The sequence below is a fragment of the Kribbella sp. NBC_00359 genome (assembly GCF_036097425.1).
GTDB lineage: Bacteria > Actinomycetota > Actinomycetes > Propionibacteriales > Kribbellaceae > Kribbella.
Genome location: NZ_CP107975.1, coordinates 680574 through 699266, shown reverse-complemented (window position 1 = coordinate 699266; position 18693 = coordinate 680574). Strand labels below are relative to the sequence as shown.

General features: G+C 69.2%; 15 protein-coding genes. 9 read left to right on the top strand and 6 right to left on the bottom strand.

Annotated elements, in window-relative coordinates:
- Positions 1-105 precede the first annotated feature (105 nt).
- Complete coding sequence (locus OG876_RS03255; protein WP_328521197.1) at positions 106-1092, top strand: IS481 family transposase; 987 nt, start codon at positions 106-108, stop codon at positions 1090-1092.
- Between the two features lie 3 nt (positions 1093-1095).
- Here the strand turns inward: OG876_RS03255 and OG876_RS03250 are convergent, their stop codons facing one another.
- Positions 1096-2550, bottom strand: a complete 1455-nt coding sequence (locus tag OG876_RS03250) for an amidohydrolase (protein ID WP_328523231.1) — start codon at positions 2548-2550, stop codon at positions 1096-1098.
- 83 nt (positions 2551-2633) lie between these two features.
- Entirely contained in the window at positions 2634-4301 is a 1668-nt protein-coding gene (locus tag OG876_RS03245; protein WP_328523230.1) for a PucR family transcriptional regulator, read from the bottom strand.
- A gap of 143 nt (positions 4302-4444) precedes the next feature.
- Here OG876_RS03245 and OG876_RS03240 point away from each other — a divergent pair, with 143 nt between their 5' ends.
- Together OG876_RS03240 and fes are read left to right on the top strand one after the other, a co-directional pair.
- The gene (locus tag OG876_RS03240) at positions 4445-5800 is read left to right on the top strand and encodes a M14 family zinc carboxypeptidase (protein ID WP_328523229.1); all 1356 of its coding nucleotides are present in this window, start codon (positions 4445-4447) and stop codon (positions 5798-5800) included.
- Positions 5797-7032, top strand: a complete 1236-nt coding sequence (gene fes, locus OG876_RS03235) for an enterochelin esterase (protein ID WP_328523228.1) — start codon at positions 5797-5799, stop codon at positions 7030-7032. Before OG876_RS03240 ends, fes begins: the two co-directional genes overlap by 4 nt.
- Here the strand turns inward: fes and OG876_RS03230 are convergent.
- Entirely contained in the window at positions 7013-8149 is a 1137-nt protein-coding gene (locus OG876_RS03230) for an FAD-dependent oxidoreductase (protein ID WP_328523227.1), read from the bottom strand. The genes fes and OG876_RS03230 overlap by 20 nt on opposite strands.
- Before the next feature lie 96 nt (positions 8150-8245).
- Entirely contained in the window at positions 8246-9439 is a 1194-nt protein-coding gene (locus tag OG876_RS03225; RefSeq protein ID WP_328523226.1) for an amidohydrolase, read from the bottom strand.
- A 138-nt stretch (positions 9440-9577) separates the two neighbouring features.
- On the opposite strand from OG876_RS03225, the gene OG876_RS03220 reads away from it, so the two are divergent.
- The 6 genes from OG876_RS03220 to pepN are packed head-to-tail and all read left to right on the top strand — an operon-like array spanning position 9578 to position 17363.
- Positions 9578-11167, top strand: a complete 1590-nt coding sequence (locus tag OG876_RS03220) for a peptide ABC transporter substrate-binding protein (RefSeq protein ID WP_328523225.1) — start codon at positions 9578-9580, stop codon at positions 11165-11167.
- Between the two features lies 1 nt (position 11168).
- A complete protein-coding gene (locus tag OG876_RS03215; protein WP_328523224.1) occupies positions 11169-12107 on the top strand; it encodes an ABC transporter permease in 939 nt (312 codons plus the stop codon).
- The gene (locus OG876_RS03210; protein ID WP_328523223.1) at positions 12091-12957 is read left to right on the top strand and encodes an ABC transporter permease; all 867 of its coding nucleotides are present in this window, start codon (positions 12091-12093) and stop codon (positions 12955-12957) included. Before OG876_RS03215 ends, OG876_RS03210 begins: the two co-directional genes overlap by 17 nt.
- 2 nt (positions 12958-12959) lie before the next feature.
- A complete protein-coding gene (locus OG876_RS03205) occupies positions 12960-13961 on the top strand; it encodes an ABC transporter ATP-binding protein (protein ID WP_442914093.1) in 1002 nt (333 codons plus the stop codon).
- A gap of 5 nt (positions 13962-13966) precedes the next feature.
- Complete coding sequence (locus OG876_RS03200; protein WP_442914158.1) at positions 13967-14932, top strand: ABC transporter ATP-binding protein; 966 nt, start codon at positions 13967-13969, stop codon at positions 14930-14932.
- Positions 14916-17363, top strand: coding sequence for an aminopeptidase N (pepN, locus tag OG876_RS03195; protein ID WP_328523221.1), 2448 nt, complete (start codon positions 14916-14918; stop codon positions 17361-17363). The genes OG876_RS03200 and pepN overlap by 17 nt, the downstream gene beginning before the upstream one ends.
- Here pepN and OG876_RS03190 read toward each other — a convergent pair.
- Positions 17353-18234 (bottom strand): TIGR03619 family F420-dependent LLM class oxidoreductase, encoded by an 882-nt coding sequence (locus tag OG876_RS03190; RefSeq protein WP_328523220.1) that lies wholly within the window; start codon positions 18232-18234, stop codon positions 17353-17355. The genes pepN and OG876_RS03190 overlap by 11 nt on opposite strands.
- Positions 18231-18692 (bottom strand): nucleoside deaminase, encoded by a 462-nt coding sequence (locus OG876_RS03185; RefSeq protein WP_328523219.1) that lies wholly within the window; start codon positions 18690-18692, stop codon positions 18231-18233. The genes OG876_RS03190 and OG876_RS03185 overlap by 4 nt, the downstream gene beginning before the upstream one ends.
- Position 18693: the final 1 nt, after the last annotated feature.

Genomic DNA, 18693 nt, shown 5'->3' with positions numbered 1-18693 from the left:
TGTTGTGACCCAGCAGGTTGTTGACGGCGTGGTGGCTTGATCGTGGGAGGACCTCCGGGCGGAGTGGATGTGTCTGACGCATCGACTTCGACCACGGAGGTCCTCATGGCCCACGCTAATGCCCGGACAAACTTGTTTGGTCGCAGGCTGATCGTTGAGCGGGTCGCGGCCGGGTGGCCGCCGGCGCAGGTGGCCGAGCAGCTGGGCATTTCGCGGGCCACGGTGCACAAGTGGCTGCGCCGCTACCGACAGGCCGGAGACGCGGGCCTGGTCGACCGGTCGTCGCGGCCGCGACGCTCACCGAACCGGCTGCCGGCCCGGACCGAGCAGTCGGTACTGGCCGCGCGCCGGCACCGCCGCCGCGGCGCGGTCGTGCTGGCCGCCGAGCTTGGCCTGAACCCATCCACCGTGGGCCGGGTCCTGTCCCGCCACCAGGTTCCGCACCTGGCCACACTCGACCCGATCACCGGCCAGCCAGTCCGTTCACCACGCCACTCCCAGATCCGCTACGAATACGACCGCCCCGGCGCGATGATCCACGTCGACGTGAAGAAACTCGCCCGGGTCCCGGCCGGAGGGGGCTGGCGCCTGCGCGGCGCCGAGGCCACCGTCGCCCACAAGCACAAGAAGACCCTGATCGGCTACGACTACGTCCACACCGCCATCGACGACCACACCCGCCTGGCCTACTCCGAAGTACTGCCCGACGAACGCGACCCAACCTGCGCCGTGTTCCTGCACCGCGCCCTGACCTGGTTCACCACCCACGGCATCACCGTCGAACGCGTTCTCACCGACAACGCCATGGTCTACCGACGCGGCCACGGCTGGGCCGCCACCTGCACCACCTGGCACCTCAAACGCCGCTACACCCGACCCCGCTGCCCCTGGACCAACGGCAAAGCAGAACGCTTCAACCGCACCCTGCTCACCGAATGGGCCTACGCCCAACCCTGGACCAGCAACACCGACCGCAACCAAGCCCTCGACAACTTCCTCGACCACTACAACAATCGACGCGGCCACTCCGCCCTCGCAGGCAAACCACCCATCACCCGGCTCAACCCGCGTCAACAACCTCGCGGGTCATAACAGCTAGCCGGAGCGGTGGGTGAAACGACCCGCGACGAGGGTCGCCAGGACTGGGAGGGTGCGGAGGTCGTGGTTGGACAGGTGCGCCGGGTCGTCGGGAAGCAGGACGAGGTCGGCTGGGTCACCCACGCTCACCGAGCTGCGACCGGTTGCGGCTTGGAGGGCCGCGCCGAGGGGAATCGCCTGTTCGACGTGCCACGGCGGACGGTCGTCGTCGGTGCGGTGGACGGCGTCGGCGATGGCATGCCAGGGGTCCGGTTCGGAGACAGGCGCGTCGGAGCCGAACTCGAGGGTGGCGCCGGCCCGGAGCAGTGAGCCGTAGGGGAACGCGGCCCGGTCGGGCCAGTGCCGGTCGGCGACGTCGCGGTCGCTCATCGCATGCTGGGGCTGGACAGAGGTGATCAGGCCGGGCCTGGCGAACCTGGCCGCGTCCTCCGGCCGGACCAGCTGGGCGTGTTCGATCCGGCCGGTGCACCCGACGCGTTCGAAGGCATTCAGTGCGATGGTGTTGGCATGGTCGCCGATCGCATGCACGGCGGGGGACAGTCCGTTGCGGGAGGCAACGGTCATCAGGCTGACCAGTTCCTCCTCGTCGATCAGCAGCAAGCCGTGCTTCTCGCCGGCCGCCGCCTCAGGGTAGGCATCGTGGCAGTAGGCGGTCCGGGTGTTGAGCGAGCCGTCCGCGACCAGCTTGAACGGCCCGACCTCGATCAGCCCGTCCAGTACGTCGCCGGTCCGCAACCCCAGGTCGATCGCCCCGTCCAGCCAGGGTTTCCACACCGACGCCTTCACCCGCAGCGGTACGACGCCTTGTTCGGAACGACGCAACCAGTCGGCCCGGTTGTCGGCGTACTCGAAGTCGACGATCGACGTGATCCCGCGCGCGGCCGCGGCCTCGGTTGCCTCGAGCACCCATCTGTCGACGAGTTCGGGCGGGACGTCGCGGGAGAGTTCGTAGTTGACCTCGATGCAGTCCCGTTCGCGCAGGACCCCGGTGTCGTGGTCGCGGCCGAGCCGGGACAGCAGCGCGGGGCTGAGCCAGATCGAGTGCAGGTCCTGGCTGATCACCGCGAGCTGGACGCCCGGCAGCGCGGACTCCAGCAGGTCCTTGTGCGGCGGCGTTCTCCACAGCCCGTCCCGGAAGCCGTGCGCCATCACCACCTCGCCGTCGGCAGGGCCCGGCCGGTCGCGCAGGGCGGTCGCGATCAGTTCGACCGTCTCGACTGCGGAGTGCGCTGCCTGGACGTCGATCCGGCGCCGGCGTTCGGCCCATTGGACGCTGTGGACGTGGCCGTCGACCAGGCCGGGCAGGAGGGTCGCGCCGGCGTGGTGGACGACCTCGTCACCGGATGAGGGACGAAGATCGCCGATCTCGGCGACCCGGCCATCGACGACGCGTACGTCGGTGACCGGTCCGCCACTGCCGAGCCGGACCCGTTGGAAGGTGGTGGGCTGCATGCCGAGAACGCTAGGCAGCCCGGTCGGCCCGGACTTCGTCGTCGATCAACGAAATGTGGTGGGCCGTTGTGGTCCTCGACAGATCAGCCCAGCAGCCGGAGCAAACGGAGCTGCAGCCAGATGGCCAGGACCTGGTCGCCATTCTCGAGGGACAGGTCGAAGAGGGCTTCGACCCGGCGGATCCGGTAGCGCATGGTGTTCTCGTGGATGTTGAGCTTCTCCGCCGCGCGTACCACGTCGCCGAACGAAGCCAGGTAGGTCAGCAGGCTCTCGGCGTACACCGTGCCGTGGGTGGCGTCGTGCTCCAGGATCGCGCGGACCGGCCCGAGGAGCTGGCCCTCGACCGCGGCACCTTGCTCGGCGACCGTCCGCAGTACGACCTCGGTGCGGACCTGCTCGACACTCGCCACCCGTGGCGACGGCTCGCCCCGCGCGGCCCGGCCGGTGAGCACGGCCAGCACCCGGTCCGCCATCGCCCGCGACTCCGCGACCTCGGCCAGCCCGGTCGCGCACGAACCGATCCCGACCAGTACGTCGAGTCGCCCGGACCGCTGGATGGTCGCGGCCAGGTCCTCCACCAACTTCAGTAACCGGGGTGACGGCTCATCCGTCGTCCGCGTCGGGAGGAATGCGTAGACGACACCCGAGTCGGTCACGCACAACGCGCTCGAGTGCCAGGCCTCGCAGTACAGCGTCACGAGGTCGACGATCCGGGCGGCCGCGAGGATGGGCTCGACACCGTCGCCGGTGGGAGCGATGACCAGGACGACGCTCGACGTGTCGGCCCGGACGCCGAGCTGGGCGGCGGCGCTCCGGGGCGCGATCGCTCCGTCCAGCAGCAGCCGAAGCGCCTCGGTGCGTTGCGCTCGCTCCGGATCGCGCTGACCGCGGGCGCGCAACAGGTGAAGCGCGGTCACCTTGGCGGCGTCGGCGAGGACGAGTTCGGCGCGGGCGACGATCGGCGGGCGGTCGGTCAGCACCCAGATCAGGCCGAGCGCCTCGGTGCCGGCCCGGACCGCGATGGCCAGCCGGTTCGCGAACGCCGGTGACGGACTCTCGAAGAACACCGGGCTGTCGGAGCGCAGGACCGCCTGGTACTCCTCGTAGTTGGTCGGCCGGTCCGGTGTCTGCCGGCCGAGGATGCCGAGCCGGCGGATCTCGTCGATCTCCTGGTGCGGCAGGTTCGAGTACGCGATCACCCGGCCGGTCGGGTCCTCGATCGTGATCGCGCCGCCGATCGACGAGGCGATCGCGTTGGCCAGCGCGAACAGGTCGCCGATGCCGATCGACGTGAACCGGTCGGTGTCGTCGGAGAACGCCGGCGCCTTGCTCGACGTGATCAACGCGTCCAGATGCCGCCAGGCCATCTCGTCCGGCGTGGTCAGCAGCGCGATCCCGGTCTCCTCGGCCACATGAGTCAGCCCGACCAGGTCGTCGCCGAACGCCTTCACGACCACCGCTCGGTAGCCCGCCGTACCGGCGAGGCGGATGGTGTCGACGGTCTGCGGGTGTGTCGCCCGGCTGCCGGTGAGGAGCAGTACGCCGGAGTCCGCCGGGGGAACCGGCTCACCCGGGCCGTGGACGACGACCTCGCCGAGTTGCTCGTTCAGCCGCCCGCCGTCGGTGACCAGGTGCAGCGCGTGCCGGCCGAGATTGTCGAGGATCCCGCCCAGCGTCCGATCGGTGGCGCCGGCCGGCGGTTCGACGGGAACGACAAAGGTCGCCGAGGGAGGGTTCGCCAGACCATGCATGTACTGAGGATAGGGCGCTGCCGGCCAGGGTCTTTGTCGAATCCGACAAAGCGGTTGGATGATCTAGTGGCTCAGACCGAGGCCCCGCCGCCTCGGCGCCACCGACGATGAGAGCCCGTCCGGACGAATGAGGAGTCGACAGAGTGCTGCCCGCCTGGTTGGACGCCGAACTGGAATCGGTCCCCGAAATCGAGGTGTTCAGCACCGCCGACGAGTTGGTCGAAGGCCTCCGGGAACTGGCCGAAAGCCATCCCGGCGTCGCCTCGCTCCGCCGGGTCGGGACCTCGCGGCTCGGCGATCCGTTGTTGTGCCTGACCATCGGTACGACCGGCGCCGAGGCCCTGGTCTTCGGCCTGCCGCACCCGAACGAGCCGATCGGTGGCTTGAGCGCTCTGCACCTGGCCCGGAGGCTGTGCGAGGACGCGGGCCTGCGGCAGCGACTCGGGCATCGCTGGCACATCATCGCCTGCATCGACCCGGACGGGCTTCGGCTGAACGAGGGCTGGCTGAAGGGACCGTTCACCCGCGAGCACTACGCGCGGAACTTCTACCGCCCGGCCGGCGACGAGCAGATCGAGTGGACGTTCCCGCTCGACTACAAGACGGGCTACTTCGACGAGGTGCTGCCCGAGACCGCCGCACTGATGCGGCTGATCGACCAGCTCCGGCCGTCGTTGATGTGCTCCCTGCACAACACCGAGCTCGGCGGCGTCTACTACTACCTGTCCAGGCCGGAGCCGGAGCTGCACGGCGTACTGCAGGAGATCCCGGCCCGGCTCGGGCTGAGCCTGGATCGCGGTGAGCCCGAGTCGCCGTCGATCTCGCAGTACGCCGATGGGATCTTCCAGATGCCGGATATCGAGACGATCTATGACTACTACGTGGAGCATGGAGACCCGGTGCCGGAGAAGCTCGGGGGGAACAGCAGTCACTCCTACACCCGCCCGTACGGCACGTTGACGCTGCTCAGCGAGCTGCCCTACTGGGACGACGCCCGCGTGAGTGACGCGTCGCCGTCGACGACGTCGTACGCCGATGCCCTGCGGGAACAGGCGGCCGGGTTCCGGGACCTGGTCGGGTGGATGGAGGAGATCCTGGCGGCGACCGGTGACGAGCTCACTGGTGGGTCGGCGTTCGTGCGGGCCAGCCGCTACTTCGCCCGGGTCATGGCGACGTCGCCGGACAGTATGGAGAAGCGGGCCGCGGAGCCGGCATCGCAACGTGCAGCCACCGTCGCCGAGCTCGCGTCGCTGCGGGACTCCGTGCACATGTTCCGCCTGCGCTATGCGGGCATGCTGTTGCGCGCCCTCGACGCCGAGGTCGGCATCGGCAACGCGACCCCGGCGATCCGCTCGGCGCGGGCCCGCCTTGCAGCCCAGTACGACGATTGGGTCGCCGAGGACGTCGCGGCCGGCTGCGCTCAGCCGATACCGATCGGCTCGCTGGTCGCCACGCAGTACGCCGCTCTGATCGCCACCGCGGAGTACCTGCAGCGATGAGCCCCCGGATCGAGCTGCTCCGGCAGGAGCTGGCGGCTGGTCCCGTCGACGGCGTGCTGGCCCGCTTCTGGGCCGAGATCGCCCTGGTCGGCACCCCTCTCGTCGAGCCGTACGACGAAGAGCATCGGCTGGTCACCTTCCTCTGGAAGGAGGAGAAGCCGATCGACAGGATCGTGGTCATCGGCGGCCCGGCCCTGTGGTGGGAGATCCCGGACAACCAGCTCGAGCGACTGCCCGGCACCGACGTGTGGTTCCGCACCTACGTCGCACGAGCCGACCTCCGGGGCAGATACGTCCTGTCCCCGAATGACTCCCTCAAGCCGTTGGAGACGGCCGGTACGACGGCCGCCGTCGAACGCGGCTCGACGTTCGTCCCGGACCCGTTCAACCGCGCACCGTTCACCCTGCCCGGCATACCGGACGATCCGGTGAGCCCTGAGCAACGGTTCTCCACCTTTGCGCTGGACCAGGCGACGCCCCGGCACTGGGCGACGCCACGTACCGCCGTCCCACGGGGCGCGGTGACCGAGACGCGGCTGGCGAGTGTTGCCTTGGGCAATGAGCGGAGGGTGTGGCTGTGGCGGTCGGCGCCGGATGCTGCCGTGGAGCCCGCGCTGCTCGTGGTGCTGGACGGGCGCGACTGGACCGAGGCGCTGCCGATCTTCCCGACGCTGGACAACCTGGTCGCGGACGGCCTGCTGCCGCCGCTGGTCGCCGTACTGCCGGACAGCATCGACTTCGCGACCCGGGCCCGGGAACTGCCCTGTCACGAAGGGTTCGCGGAGTTCCTGGCCGACGAATTGGTGCCGTGGGCAAGGGAACTGACGGGCGCGACGACGGATCCTCGCCGTACGGTCGTCGCCGGCAAGAGCTACGGCGGCCTCGCCTCCGTGTTCGCGGGTCTGCGCCGTCCGGACGTCTTCGGTCAGGTGATCGCGCAGTCCGGCTCGTTCTGGTGGGCTCCGCCGGAGGAGGAGCCGGAATGGCTGCTCCGCCAGGTCGACGGCCCATCGCCGGTGCGCTTCTGCCTGAACGTCGGCCTGCAAGAAGGCGACTGGATGATCCCGCAGACCCAGCGCCTCGCCGCCGCGCTGAAGTCGTACGCCGCCGGTGTGCTCTACCGCGAGTACAACGGCGGCCACGACCTCACCTGCTGGCTCGCCGAAGTCCCCACCGAACTCCAGTGGGCCTTGACCCGCGAAGCGGGATCGGTCAGCGCATCATGTCGGTGATGGCGATGCGGGCGGCCGACGGGCATCCCTTGGTGAATCCGTAGAAGGGGCCGAAGTCGCGGGTCGACGCGAACCCTGTCATGTACAGCCCGGTCAGGGAAGTCTCGAGGCCCTCGGTCAGGTCGGGGAACCCCTCGGTCAGCGAGACCCGATCCATGACACCGCCCAGGTAGGGCACGCGAGCAAGGTCAGCCCGGTAGCCGGAAGCGAAGACCACATGATCGGCTGTCAGCGCCTCGCCATCGGAGAGCGTCAGCGTCACGTCGTGTTCGCCGACTGCCGTGTCGACCACCGCACACCCAGGATGACTCGTCACCACGGTGTCGGGGATCCGCGGCACAAGCCAGGGTTCGAGGGTGAGGCGCCCGACCTGCCAGAACTCGGCGGCGATTGCTCGCTGCTGCTCGACGGAGAGTCCTCGCCACCATCCCCGGTGCGCCAGCGTCTGGTCGACGTACTGGTCGACGAATCTCCAGCTCACCTTGGCGAACCTCGGCGTGCTGTGGCGATGCACCACGTCCACATGCTCGGCGTCGTGGTCACACAGCAAGGCCGCCCATTCGTAGGCGCTCTGCCTGCCGCCGATGATCACCACCCGGGCACCGGCGAACGAATCGAACGAGACCAGTTCACAGGTATGTGAGCGGCGAGGCGCGGGGAGGTCGGCGTACCACTCCGGCAGGTTGAGGAAGTAGCGGATGCCGGGGGCGGCGAGCACCTTGTCCGCGGTGATCGTCGCACCGTCGTCCATCGTTGCCACGAAGCCTGCGTTCGACGTGGTCAGGCCGGTCACAAGGCGCTCGTCGACGTCGAGCCGCTTGCGCTCGCGGAACCACTCCGTGTAGTCGAGGAAGACCGAGATCGGGATCGGGTCGAAGTCTGCGGGTCGCAGTCCGCGGTCCTCGAAGAATGCCTCGAACGTATGCTCGCCGCTTCCGTCGAGATGCCAGTCCGGACCTGAGCGCAGGAACATCTCAACTGGCATGTGCCGGCGCCAGAAACCCATCGGACGGCCGACGATGCGGGTCTCGATGCCGTTGTCACGGGCGAAGGCGGCCGCAGAGTAGGCATAAGGGCCCGCGCCGACGACCAGCAGATCCGTCCGATCCGGCATCATGCCTTACAGGGTAGAGCCGTCTGGCCACGCGTAGATGCACACGCGATTTCCGGCGCGGTCGGCGAGGGCGCCGTGCGCACGCGCAGTTGCCGAGACCTAAGCCCACCACTCCCGGCCGTTCAGGAGGCCGACCTGTCGCTCGTTGTCCCAGCGGAAGATCTCCTGGCCGCGGATGAAGGCGACCTCGACTCGTTGCATCGGGTCCAGGGGATCGCCGGACCAGATGCAGAGGTCGGCGTCCTTGCCGGCGACCAGTGAGCCGATGCGGTCGGCTACGCCGAGCACGCGTGCCGGATTGAGGGTGATCGAGCGTAGTGCGACTTCACGGTCGAGGCCTTCGCGGACGGCGTACGCCGCCTGGACGTGCAGGAGGTTCGCGGGGATCACCGGGTGGTCGGTCACGAGGGACACTTCGATGCCGGCCTCGGCCAGCAGGCGGGCGTTGCGGAAGGCGCGGTTGCGGAGTTCGACCTTGCCGCGGCCGACGATCAACGGACCGAGCAGCACCGGGATCCCGCGCTCGGCCAGCACGTCCGCGACCAGATGCGCCTCCGTGCCGTGATCCACGACCAGGTCGTAGCCGAACTCCTCGGACAGCCGCACGGCCGTGAGGATGTCGTCCGCCCGATGGCAGTGCTGCCGCCACGGGATCTCCCGCCGCAGCACCCGGGCCAGCGCCTCCTTGCCCAGATCGACGACCGGTCCATCACCGGTCGCTCGGCGGGCGTCGTACTCGCGGGCCTCGGCCAGAGCCTGCCTGATCACGGCCGCGATGCCCATCCGCGTCGACGGCAGCCGGCCCGCGTCGCCGTGGTAGCGCTTGGGGTTCTCACCCAGCGCTGACTTCATGCCGGCCGGTGATCTCAGCACCATCTCGTCGACGGAGCGGCCGGCGCAGCGCACCGCGACGGTCTCACCGGCGATCGGGTTGCACGAGCCCGGATTCACCCCGACGGCGAGGACTCCGCCGCCGATGGCGTCCCGGAATCCTTCGTCCGCGTGGTTGATCGCGTCGAGCGCCCGCAGCTGTGCGGTGACCGGCACGGTCGCCTCGTCGTGGTCGTCACCCGCCCACCCCTCGCCCTCCTCGAGCGTCCCCATGTGCGTGTGCGCGTCGATCAAACCCGGCACGACCCACCGGCCATGGGCCTCGACGACAACGGCATCTGACGGTACGGCGACGTCCGCGCCGACCGCGACGATCCGGCCGTCCCGGATCAGCACGGTGCCGCCGGCAACGGGCGGACCCTCGACCGGGATCACTGTCCCACCCACGATTGCAGTCTGCATCGAAGCATCCTGTCCGAGCGGCCGCCGGAGCGGGCTGTTGATGCCGACAACATCGGCGAAGCGTTTCTGACCTCTCCGATAAGGCCGCCCGTTCCCGGCCGCGCGGAGGATGTTGCCGACCGAGCCTGGAGGCAATTCATGAACACATCCCGCCCGCACCGACTGCGCCGTCTCACGGCCGCGCTCGCCGTGCTCGGCATGCTCCTGACCGGCTGCGCGGGTCAGAGTGCCGCCACCGACGACAGTGGGACCTTCTCGGTCGGCGTACCGACGTTCTTCGTCCAGAACCTGACGCCGGGCAGCTCCGGTAGCAGCTACGTCGACTACGCGATCTGGTCGCCGCTGACCCGTGTCGACGGGCAGAGCGGCAAGCTGGAGATGCTGGTCGCCGACTCGGTCGAATCGACCGACAACGTCACCTGGACGGTCAAGCTGAAGAGCGGCTGGACCTTCCACGACGGCAGCAAGGTGACCGCCACGTCGTTCGCCGACTCGTGGAACGCGACCGCGCTGGGCGCGAACGCGCTCACCGGCAACGCGAGCATGTCGATCTTCCAGGGCTACGCCGCGATGAACCCGCCGAAGGGCACGCAGCCGGCCAAGACGCTGTCCGGCGTCCAGGTCGTCGACGACTCGACCCTGAAACTGACGCTGACCAAGCCGAACGCGCTGCTGCCGTACATCCTGTCCGCGACCTCGTTCGCCCCGATGCCGGAGAGCGCGGCGAAGGACCTGAAGGCGTTCGCCACGCACCCGATCGGCAACGGTCCGTTCAAGACCGCCGGCTGGGACGCCGGTGCGCAGGAGATCAAGCTCGAGCGGTACGACGGGTACGGCGGGACGAAGGCGGCCTCGGCCGGGATCGACCTGCACGTGTACCAGGAGACCGGCGCGATCTACACCGACTTCCAGGCCGGCTCGATCGACCTGGCCCTGCTCGACGGCGCGGACCTGGCCGGCGCGAAGAAGGACACCCCCGACCAGGTCGTCGACGTTCAGTACCCGGCCGTCGTCTACCTGAGCTTTCCCCTGTACGACGACCGCTTCGCCAACCCGGACCTCCGCAAGGCGATCTCGATGGCGATCGACCGCGAGGCGATCGTGAAGTCGCTGCTGGCCGGCCGGGCCAAGGCGGCCACCGGTCTCGCGCCGCCCACCCTGACCGGTGGCGGTGACGCGAAGTGCGAGAGCTGCACCTTCGACCCGGCGAAGGCCAAGGCCACCTTGCAGGCGGCCGGCGGCTGGAACGGCCCGATGGTCCTCTACACCTACCAGGACCCGACCAACGAGAAGGTGCTGCAGGCGATCGCGAACCAGTTGCGGACGAACCTCGGCATCGAGAAGGTCACCTTCGAGGCGCAGCCGATCGCGCAACTGTACGAAGGCTTCGCCGGCAAGGCGGTCAAGGGACCGAGCCTGCTCTACTCCGGCTCGCCGTACCCGCACATCTATGCGATGGCCGACCAGATGTTCTCGACCGGCGCTCCGCTGAATGTGACCGGCTACAACTCGACGGCGTTCGCCGGACTGCTCGCGCAGGCCGCGTCCAGCCGGGACGCGGGCGAGACCACCGCGCTGGCCAAGCAGGCGGCCGAGCAGGCATTGGCCGACGTACCGGTGGCTCCGCTGTACTGGCCGATGGGTGGCCTGGTCCACTCCGGCAAGCTGAGCAACGTGGTGCCGGAGGTCCTTGGCGGCGCCCGGCTGGCGGTCGTCAAGGTCGGCTGAGATGACCGGCTACGTGATCCGGCGGCTGGCCGGAATGGTCCCGGTGGTGATCGGTACGACGCTGCTGATCTTCGCCGCGGTCTACGCCCTGCCCGGTGATCCGATCAAGGCGCTGGCCGGTCCGGGACGGGTCCTGTCGCCGTCGGTCGAGGACGCATTGCGGGAGCGGTTCCATCTCGATCAGCCGCTCTGGGCGCAGTACGGGCACTATCTCGGCGGCCTGATCCGCGGCGACCTCGGGATCGACCTGCAGGGTCACGAGGTCTCCGCGCTGGTGGCCCGGGCCTGGCCGTACACGGTGCAACTCGGCCTGACCGCCTGGGCGATCATGGCGGTGGTCGGCATCTCGCTCGGCACGTACGCCGGGATGCGCCAGGGCGGTGCGGTCGACTGGGCGGTGCTGACCGGGACCACGGTGGTCGTCGGGCTGCCGTACTTCGTCCTCGCGTACGTCGCCCAGATCGTGTTCGGCGTCAACCTCGGCTGGTTCCCGACGTCCGGCGTCCGGGAAGGCTGGCCCGCGAGTTACTTGCTTCCGGCAACGGTGCTGGCGCTGTTCGGGATCCCGGAGCTGGTCCGGCTGACCCGCGCCAGCATCGTCGAGAACCGGTACGCCGACTACGTCGACACCGCGATCGCGAAGGGGCTGCCGCACCGGATGATCGTGATCCGGCACATCCTGCGGAACTCGCTCGTCCCGGTGGTCTCGGTGCTCGGGCTGAGCCTCGGATACATGGTCAGCGGGACCGTGCTGATCGAGGGCATCTTCAACATCCCCGGCCTCGGGTACGTCGTCTTCAACGGCATCTCGCAGCAGAACGGGCCGGTCGTGGTCGGCGTGTGCAGCCTGCTGGTGCTCGTCTACCTGGTCATCAACCTGCTCGTGGACATGGTCTACGGCCTACTCGACCCGAGGATCAGCCTTGCCGGCCGCCGTTGAGACCCCACCCGTCGCCGCGGTCCCGATCCGGCGCCGGCGACTCCTGAGCAATCCACGGATCGCGATCCCGGCGGGCGTCGTCCTGCTGGTCGTACTGGTCGCGGCCATGCCGCGGTTGTTCGCCTCCGCGGATCCGCGGGCGTGCGATCTGGCCGACAGCGGCGTCGGGCCGGCCAGCGGTCATCCGTTCGGGTTCGACATCCAGGGCTGCGATCTCTACAGCAACGTTGTCTATGGCACCCGTTCTTCGGTGACCATCGGCTTCACCGTGACCGCGGGGTGCGTGCTGATCGCGTTGGTGCTCGGGTGTCTGGCGGCGTACTACCGCGGTGCGGTGGACGCGGTGGTGAGCCGCACGATGGACATCTTCTTCGGCTTCCCGGCGCTGGTCGGGCAGGTGGTCATCCTGAGCACTTTGCACCAGCGCAACGTCGTGGTGGTGTCCGCGGTCCTGATCCTGTTCGCGTGGCCGGCGATGACCCGGCTGATGCGGTCGGCCGCGCTGGCGACCGTCGACCTGGACTTCGTGAAGGCCGCGCGCGGGCTCGGGGCCGGTCCGGTCCGGGTGATCGTCCGGCACGTGCTGCCGAACTCGTTCGCGCCGATCCTCGCGGTGGCCAGCCTCGGGATCGGCGGCATGATCACCGCGGAGTCGGCGCTGACGTTCCTCGGCGTGGGGCTGCGGGCGCCGTCGATCTCGTGGGGCGTGCAGCTGAACCAGGCGCAGGACTCGTTCCGCGATCATCCGCACCTGTTGCTGTTCCCGTCGTTGTTCCTGTCCGTCACCGTGCTGGCGTTCGTGATGCTCGGCGACGCACTGCGGGATGCCTTCGATCCGAGGTCGCGATGAAGATGACGGAGCCCCGCCCGGAGGTCGACGTTGCGGCTCCGGTGCTCGAGGTGTCGGACCTGACCGTCGAGTTCCGGACCGCCCGCGGTTGGGGTGTCGCCGTCGACGGTGTCGATCTGGCGCTCCGGCCCGGGCGGACGCTAGCCGTGCTGGGGGAGTCGGGATCGGGCAAGAGCGCGACGGCGCGGGCGATCATGGGCGTGCTGCCTGCTCGTTCCGGACGAGTCAGCAGAGGTCAGGTCGTCCTGCACGGCCGGGACGTGTTGCGGTTGCCGGCGGAAGAGCGCCGTACCGTCCGTGGCGCGCAGGTCGGCATGGTCTTCCAGGATGCGTTGTCCGCGCTGAACCCAGTGCTGCCGGTCGGGTATCAGATCGGTGAGGGCTGCCGGGTGCATCTCGGCCTGTCGCGCCGGGCCGCGCGGCAGCGGGCGGTCGAGTTGCTGGGGCTGGTCGGGATTCCGGACGCGCGGCGGCGGGTCGACGACTACCCGCACCAGTTCTCCGGCGGGATGCGGCAGCGGGTGATGATCGCGACCGCGCTGGCCGCCGACCCGGAGATCCTGATCGCGGACGAGCCCACGACCGCGCTCGACGTCACCGTGCAGGCGCAGATCCTGCAACTGCTGGCGAAACTGCAAGCGGACCGGCAGATGAGCCTGATGCTGATCACGCACGACATGGGCGTGGTGGCGGGCATGGCCCACGACATCCTGGTCATGTACGCCGGTCGCGTGGTCGAGCAGGGGCCTGGGGACGAGGTGTTCGAGCATCCGGCGCACCCGTACACCCGGGCGCTGCTGGACTCGATCTGCACCGCCGACCAGAAGGGTCGACCGCTCCGGGTGATCAGCGGCCAACCGCCGGACCTCGGCAACCTGCCGTCCGGCTGCACCTTCCGGACTGGCTGTCCCCAAGCCGCGGACATCTGCCGGACTCGTCCGCCGGTCCTCCAGGTATCGCACGAGCATTTCGGCGCGTGCCACTTCGCCGGAGGTGCGTCGTGACCGCGGTGCTGCGCGCTTCCGGCGTACGACGGACCTATCGCGTCGGCGGCCCGTTGAGCCGAGGGCTCGTGCGTGCGGTCGACGGAGTGGACCTGGAGTTGCAGGCCGGGGAGACGCTCGGGATCGTGGGCGAGTCGGGCTCCGGCAAGTCAACGTTGGCTCAGCTGCTCGTCGGGATGGAGCGACCGACCGAGGGCACGATCGACCTGCTGGGCGAGCCGTTGCACACGATGCGGGGCCGCCGGCTGCGTGAGGCGCGCCGGGACATCCAGCTGGTCCACCAGGATCCGTACACGTCGCTGGACCCGCGGATGACGATCGGCGCGATCGTGCGCGAGCCCCTGGAGATCCATCCGGACGTGGTGCCGCGGGATCGGCGTCGTACGGCGGTGGCCGAACTGCTGGAGATGGTCGGGCTGAACCCGGACGCCATGGAGCGGCTGCCGCATCAGTTCTCCGGTGGCCAACGGCAACGGGTCGGGATCGCCCGGGCGCTCGCACTGCGGCCGAAGGTGCTGGTGTGTGACGAGCCGGTGTCGGCGCTCGACGTGTCGGTGCAGGCGCAGATCATCAACCTGCTGGAGCGGCTGCAGCGCGAACTCGGACTCGCGTACGTCTTCATCGCGCACGATCTCGCGGTGGTGCAGCACATCGCCGACCGGGTTGCGGTGATGTATCTCGGGCGGTTCGTGGAGGAGGGCGGCTACGAGCAGGTGTACGAGCAGCCGCGGCACCCGTACACGAAGGCGCTGCTGGCCGCCGTACCGCAGCCTGATCGCTCAGCTCGGCACCGGCCGCCGGAGCTGGTCCTCCAGGGTGAGCCGCCGAGTCCGTTGAATCCACCGTCCGGTTGTCATTTCCGGACGCGCTGCTGGCTGGCGGAGGACCGTTGCTCGGTGGACGATCCGGCGCTGCTGCGCGGGGTGGCGTGTCACTATCCGTTGGGGGAGATCCATGCAGGCCGATCCTGAGCTCACGACCGGCGGCATGACCGCGGCCGAGGCGGCGGCACGATCTGCGGTGCTGTCGGTAGCGAGCTACCACGTCTCGCTGGATCTGACCGGCTTGCGTGGCGGCGACTGGTTCGGATCGCGGACCCTGATCGAGTTCGAGTACTTCCAGCCGGGCGGCGCCCGCGGGCCTGGCGTGACCTGGGTCGATCTGGTGGCGGCCGAGGTCACGGCGGTCGTTCTGGACGGTACGGCGCTGGATCCGGCGGATGTTGTCCGGGGCAACCGGATTCGGGTCGGCTCGTTGGGCGGCCGGCATCGGCTCGAGGTGGTGTCCCGGCATCGCTGCGACGTACCCGGACGTGGGTTGTCGCGCACTGTCGACGGTGACGATGTCTATGCGTGGACGCAGTTCCAGCCGTTCGACGCGCGGCGGATGTTCGCGTGTTTCGACCAGCCGGATCTGAAGGCGACGTTCGCGTTCACGGTCCGGGTGCCGTTGGACTGGCTGTGCGTGAGCAACCGGCTGGAGTCGTCGGTGGTCGAGGACGGCGACGCGGCGATCTGGACGTTTCCGCCGACGGTCCCGCTGCCGACGTACGCGACTGCCGTTTGCGCCGGGCCGTTTCAGGTTGTTCGCTCCGACGGCGACGTGCCGATGGCGCTGTACGCGCGGCGGTCGCTGGCCGGGCCGTTGGAGCAGAATGCGGCTGAGCTGTTCGGGTTGAGCCGACGAGCGCTCGGTGTCTTCGGTGCGGCCTTTGGCTGTGAGTACGACGGTGATTCCTACGATCACGTGTTCCTGCCGGACCAGCCGGGCGCGATGGAGAACCACGGCTGCGTGACCTGGAACGATCAGGTGATCTACCGGTCGGAACCGACCGCCGAGCAGCGGCGCCGACGTGCTCTGGTGTTGCTACACGAGATGTCGCACATGTGGTTCGGGAATCTGGTGACGCCGCAGTGGTGGGACGGGCTGTGGCTGAGCGAGTCGTTCGCCGATTGGGCCGCCGTGTGGGCCGCTGCCGAGCTCGGTGTGCTGGACAGTCGCTGGTCGGTGGCAATGGCGCTGGAGAAAGAGCGGGCTACGGCCGCGGACCTGCTGTCGTCGACCCATCCGGTGAGCCGGCCGGTGCCGGACCTGGTCGCGGCGGAGTCGAACTTCGACGCGATCACCTATGCCAAGGGCGCGTGCCTGCTGCGGCAGCTCGTGGGGCTCGTCGGCGAGCCCGCGTTCCTGGCCGGGCTGCGGGACTACTTCACGATGCATGCCGGAGGCAACGGCAGCCTGGCGGCGCTGCTTGCCGCGCTCTCGCCGCATGCGTCGATCGATCTGTTCGCCTGGTCTCGGGAGTGGTTGGAGTCGAGCGGGATCAACACGCTGTCGCTGCGGACTACTGTTGCCGACGGCCACTACATGTCGGCGGTGGTGGTCCAGTCCGAACCGCCGCGACGGCACAGCCTGTCCATCGGGGAACACCTCGAGGTCGAGATCACCGGTGTGGAGACCGACGTACCGGCTCTCGTCGGGAGGCCTGTCGCGGATGTTCTGTTGCTTGACGCAACCGACACGACCTACGCGCTGCTGCGGCCCGACGGGCCTTCGGTGCGCACGCTGATCAACGCCGGCCACACGTTGCCCGAGCTCGTTGCGCGCACGGTTGCCCGCCGGACTGTCCGCGGCCTGTTGTGCGACGCGGCCCTGCCTCCCGGCGAGGTCGTGGAGTACGTCGCCCGATCGATCGTCAGCGAGTCCGACCTGACCCACCTCAAGGCACTCGCGGCACTGGGCGCCGAAGCCGCAGGTCTGTACGCGCCGCCCGCGCAACGGGAGTCGCTCGAACGCCGGCTGGCCGCGGCCTGTCTCGAAGCACTTGATTCGGCAAAGGGTGACCACTGGCTGATCCTCGTCGAGGTTCTCGCGGACTTCGCCGACGAGCCGTCCTTGCTGGACTCCCTGCTCGCTGACGACCTGCCCCAGACGGTCCGCTGGCGGATCCTGACCCGTCGGGTCGCGCTCGGACTGGCGGACGGCACCGCCGCCGAGGAGGCCCGTGACAACGATCCCGATGCGCGGTGGTACGCGGCCTCGGCTCGTGCGGCTGCTCCCACTCCAGAGGCGAAGGCCACCGCCCTCGACCTGCTGCTCACCACACCCGGCGTACCTGCCGCGGTGTTGCGAACCTTCGGTCAAGCTCTCTGGCAACCACGCCAGACCGCCATACTGGCCGATCTCCCCGCCCGCTTCCTGGACCACCTCCCGGCCTTCGGTGAGCAAGCAGGCTGGTCGGCCGCCCATCGGGTCGCGCTCTACGCCTTCCCTACCGTCGCCACCTCAGAGGCTTTCGTGGCCCGCGCCTCGGCGCTCGACGTACCACCACTCCTGCACCGGACGCTTCAAGACCAGGCCGAACAGACGCTTCGCGTGCTGGCAGCGCAAGCTAGGGCTTGAGGGCGGCCACCTGCTCGAGGATGCGCCAGTCCTCTTCAGCGGTACGCCGCACGTCCGGGCTGATGTAGGTGTCCAGTACGACGTACTCCGCACCGAGCTCGGCGAGACCTTCCAGATCCGCGCGGATCTGGTCGAGCGTCCCCTCGCCGAGCACGCGGTCGTCGTCGGCAAGCTTCGTCGTCGGATGAGCCCGGATGCGCGGACAGAGCGCGGGTACGGCGACACCCGCGTCGGCTGCGGCGGACCGCAGAGCCGGCATGCCTTTGTCGCGCAGCCAGAGCGGATGTGGATTGATGGGATGCCAGGCGTCGCCGTACTGGATCGCGCGCCGGATCGCGGCCCGACCGGCCCCGCCGACCCAGATCGGTGGCCGGTGCGCCGAGGGCGGTCCGGTGTGGATCTCGTCGTACGGCGCATTAGGACCAGGGGACGACGTGATGTCGTGATTCCAGGCGTGCGTGATCGCAGCCAGGTACTCGTCGGTGATGGGGCCGCGGCGGTCGAACGGTTCGCCGAGTGCTGCGTACTCCTGCTCGGACCAGCCCGAACCGACGCCGAGCACGAACCGGCCGTGGCTGAGGTCGGCGAGGTTGGCGCCGACGCGCGCGGTCTGCAACGGGTGCCGGTAGGGGAGGACGGAGACCGAGGTGCCGAGCAGCAGCCGCGTGGTGTGCGCGGCAAGCCACGTGATCGCGGTGAACGGCTCGTAGAACGGGACCGGGTAGAGCGCCTGCACCTCGGGCGCCATGGCGACGTGGTCGGACATCATCGCGAGCGCGAACCCGGACTCCTCGGCGAACCGTGCCCACGCCAGCAGCAGCTCGGGCGTGGTGTCGGGGCCGAAGTTGAGCAGGTTGAGCCCGAGCTTCACCTGAGCTGCTCGAGATAGACGGCGAACGGCTCGCGCGCCTCGGGCAACTCCAGCTGCTCGATCCGCCCGGAGTCGAGCTCACGCGCGGCAGCCTGGATCTCGGTGAGAATCGGCGCGTACGGCGTACGCAGGTCCGGCACCCACTCCTTCGGCGCGGCGTAGACGACGCGATCCACCTCCGCCACGATCGCGACGGTGTGGCAGATCGGGCACGGTTCACAGCTCGTGTAGAGCGTCGTACCGGCCAGGCTCAAGCTCTCCAACTCCCGGCAGGCAGCCCGCACGGCGACCACCTCACCATGAGCGGTCGGGTCGTGGTCTCGCAGGGACGTATTCACCCCCGTCGCAACGACGTCCTCGCCGCGCACGATAACCGCTCCGAACGGCAACTGCCCCTCGGCGGCGTTCACCCGCGCAAGCTCCACCGCTTGGCGTAAGAATCCAACATCGTCAGCCATA

Excerpts from the sequence above, each read along its gene's own strand:
- OG876_RS03255 (WP_328521197.1), top strand. The coding sequence starts at position 106 with ATGGCCCACGCTAATGCCCGGACAAACTTGTTTGGTCGCAGGCTGATC.
- OG876_RS03250 (WP_328523231.1), bottom strand. The coding sequence starts at position 2,550 with ATGCAGCCCACCACCTTCCAACGGGTCCGGCTCGGCAGTGGCGGACCG.
- OG876_RS03245 (WP_328523230.1), bottom strand. The coding sequence starts at position 4,301 with ATGCATGGTCTGGCGAACCCTCCCTCGGCGACCTTTGTCGTTCCCGTC.
- fes (WP_328523228.1), top strand. The coding sequence starts at position 5,797 with ATGAGCCCCCGGATCGAGCTGCTCCGGCAGGAGCTGGCGGCTGGTCCC.
- OG876_RS03230 (WP_328523227.1), bottom strand. The coding sequence starts at position 8,149 with ATGATGCCGGATCGGACGGATCTGCTGGTCGTCGGCGCGGGCCCTTAT.
- OG876_RS03225 (WP_328523226.1), bottom strand. The coding sequence starts at position 9,439 with ATGCAGACTGCAATCGTGGGTGGGACAGTGATCCCGGTCGAGGGTCCG.
- OG876_RS03220 (WP_328523225.1), top strand. The coding sequence starts at position 9,578 with ATGAACACATCCCGCCCGCACCGACTGCGCCGTCTCACGGCCGCGCTC.
- OG876_RS03215 (WP_328523224.1), top strand. The coding sequence starts at position 11,169 with ATGACCGGCTACGTGATCCGGCGGCTGGCCGGAATGGTCCCGGTGGTG.
- OG876_RS03205 (WP_442914093.1), top strand. The coding sequence starts at position 12,960 with ATGACGGAGCCCCGCCCGGAGGTCGACGTTGCGGCTCCGGTGCTCGAG.
- pepN (WP_328523221.1), top strand. The coding sequence starts at position 14,916 with ATGCAGGCCGATCCTGAGCTCACGACCGGCGGCATGACCGCGGCCGAG.
- OG876_RS03185 (WP_328523219.1), bottom strand. The coding sequence starts at position 18,692 with ATGGCTGACGATGTTGGATTCTTACGCCAAGCGGTGGAGCTTGCGCGG.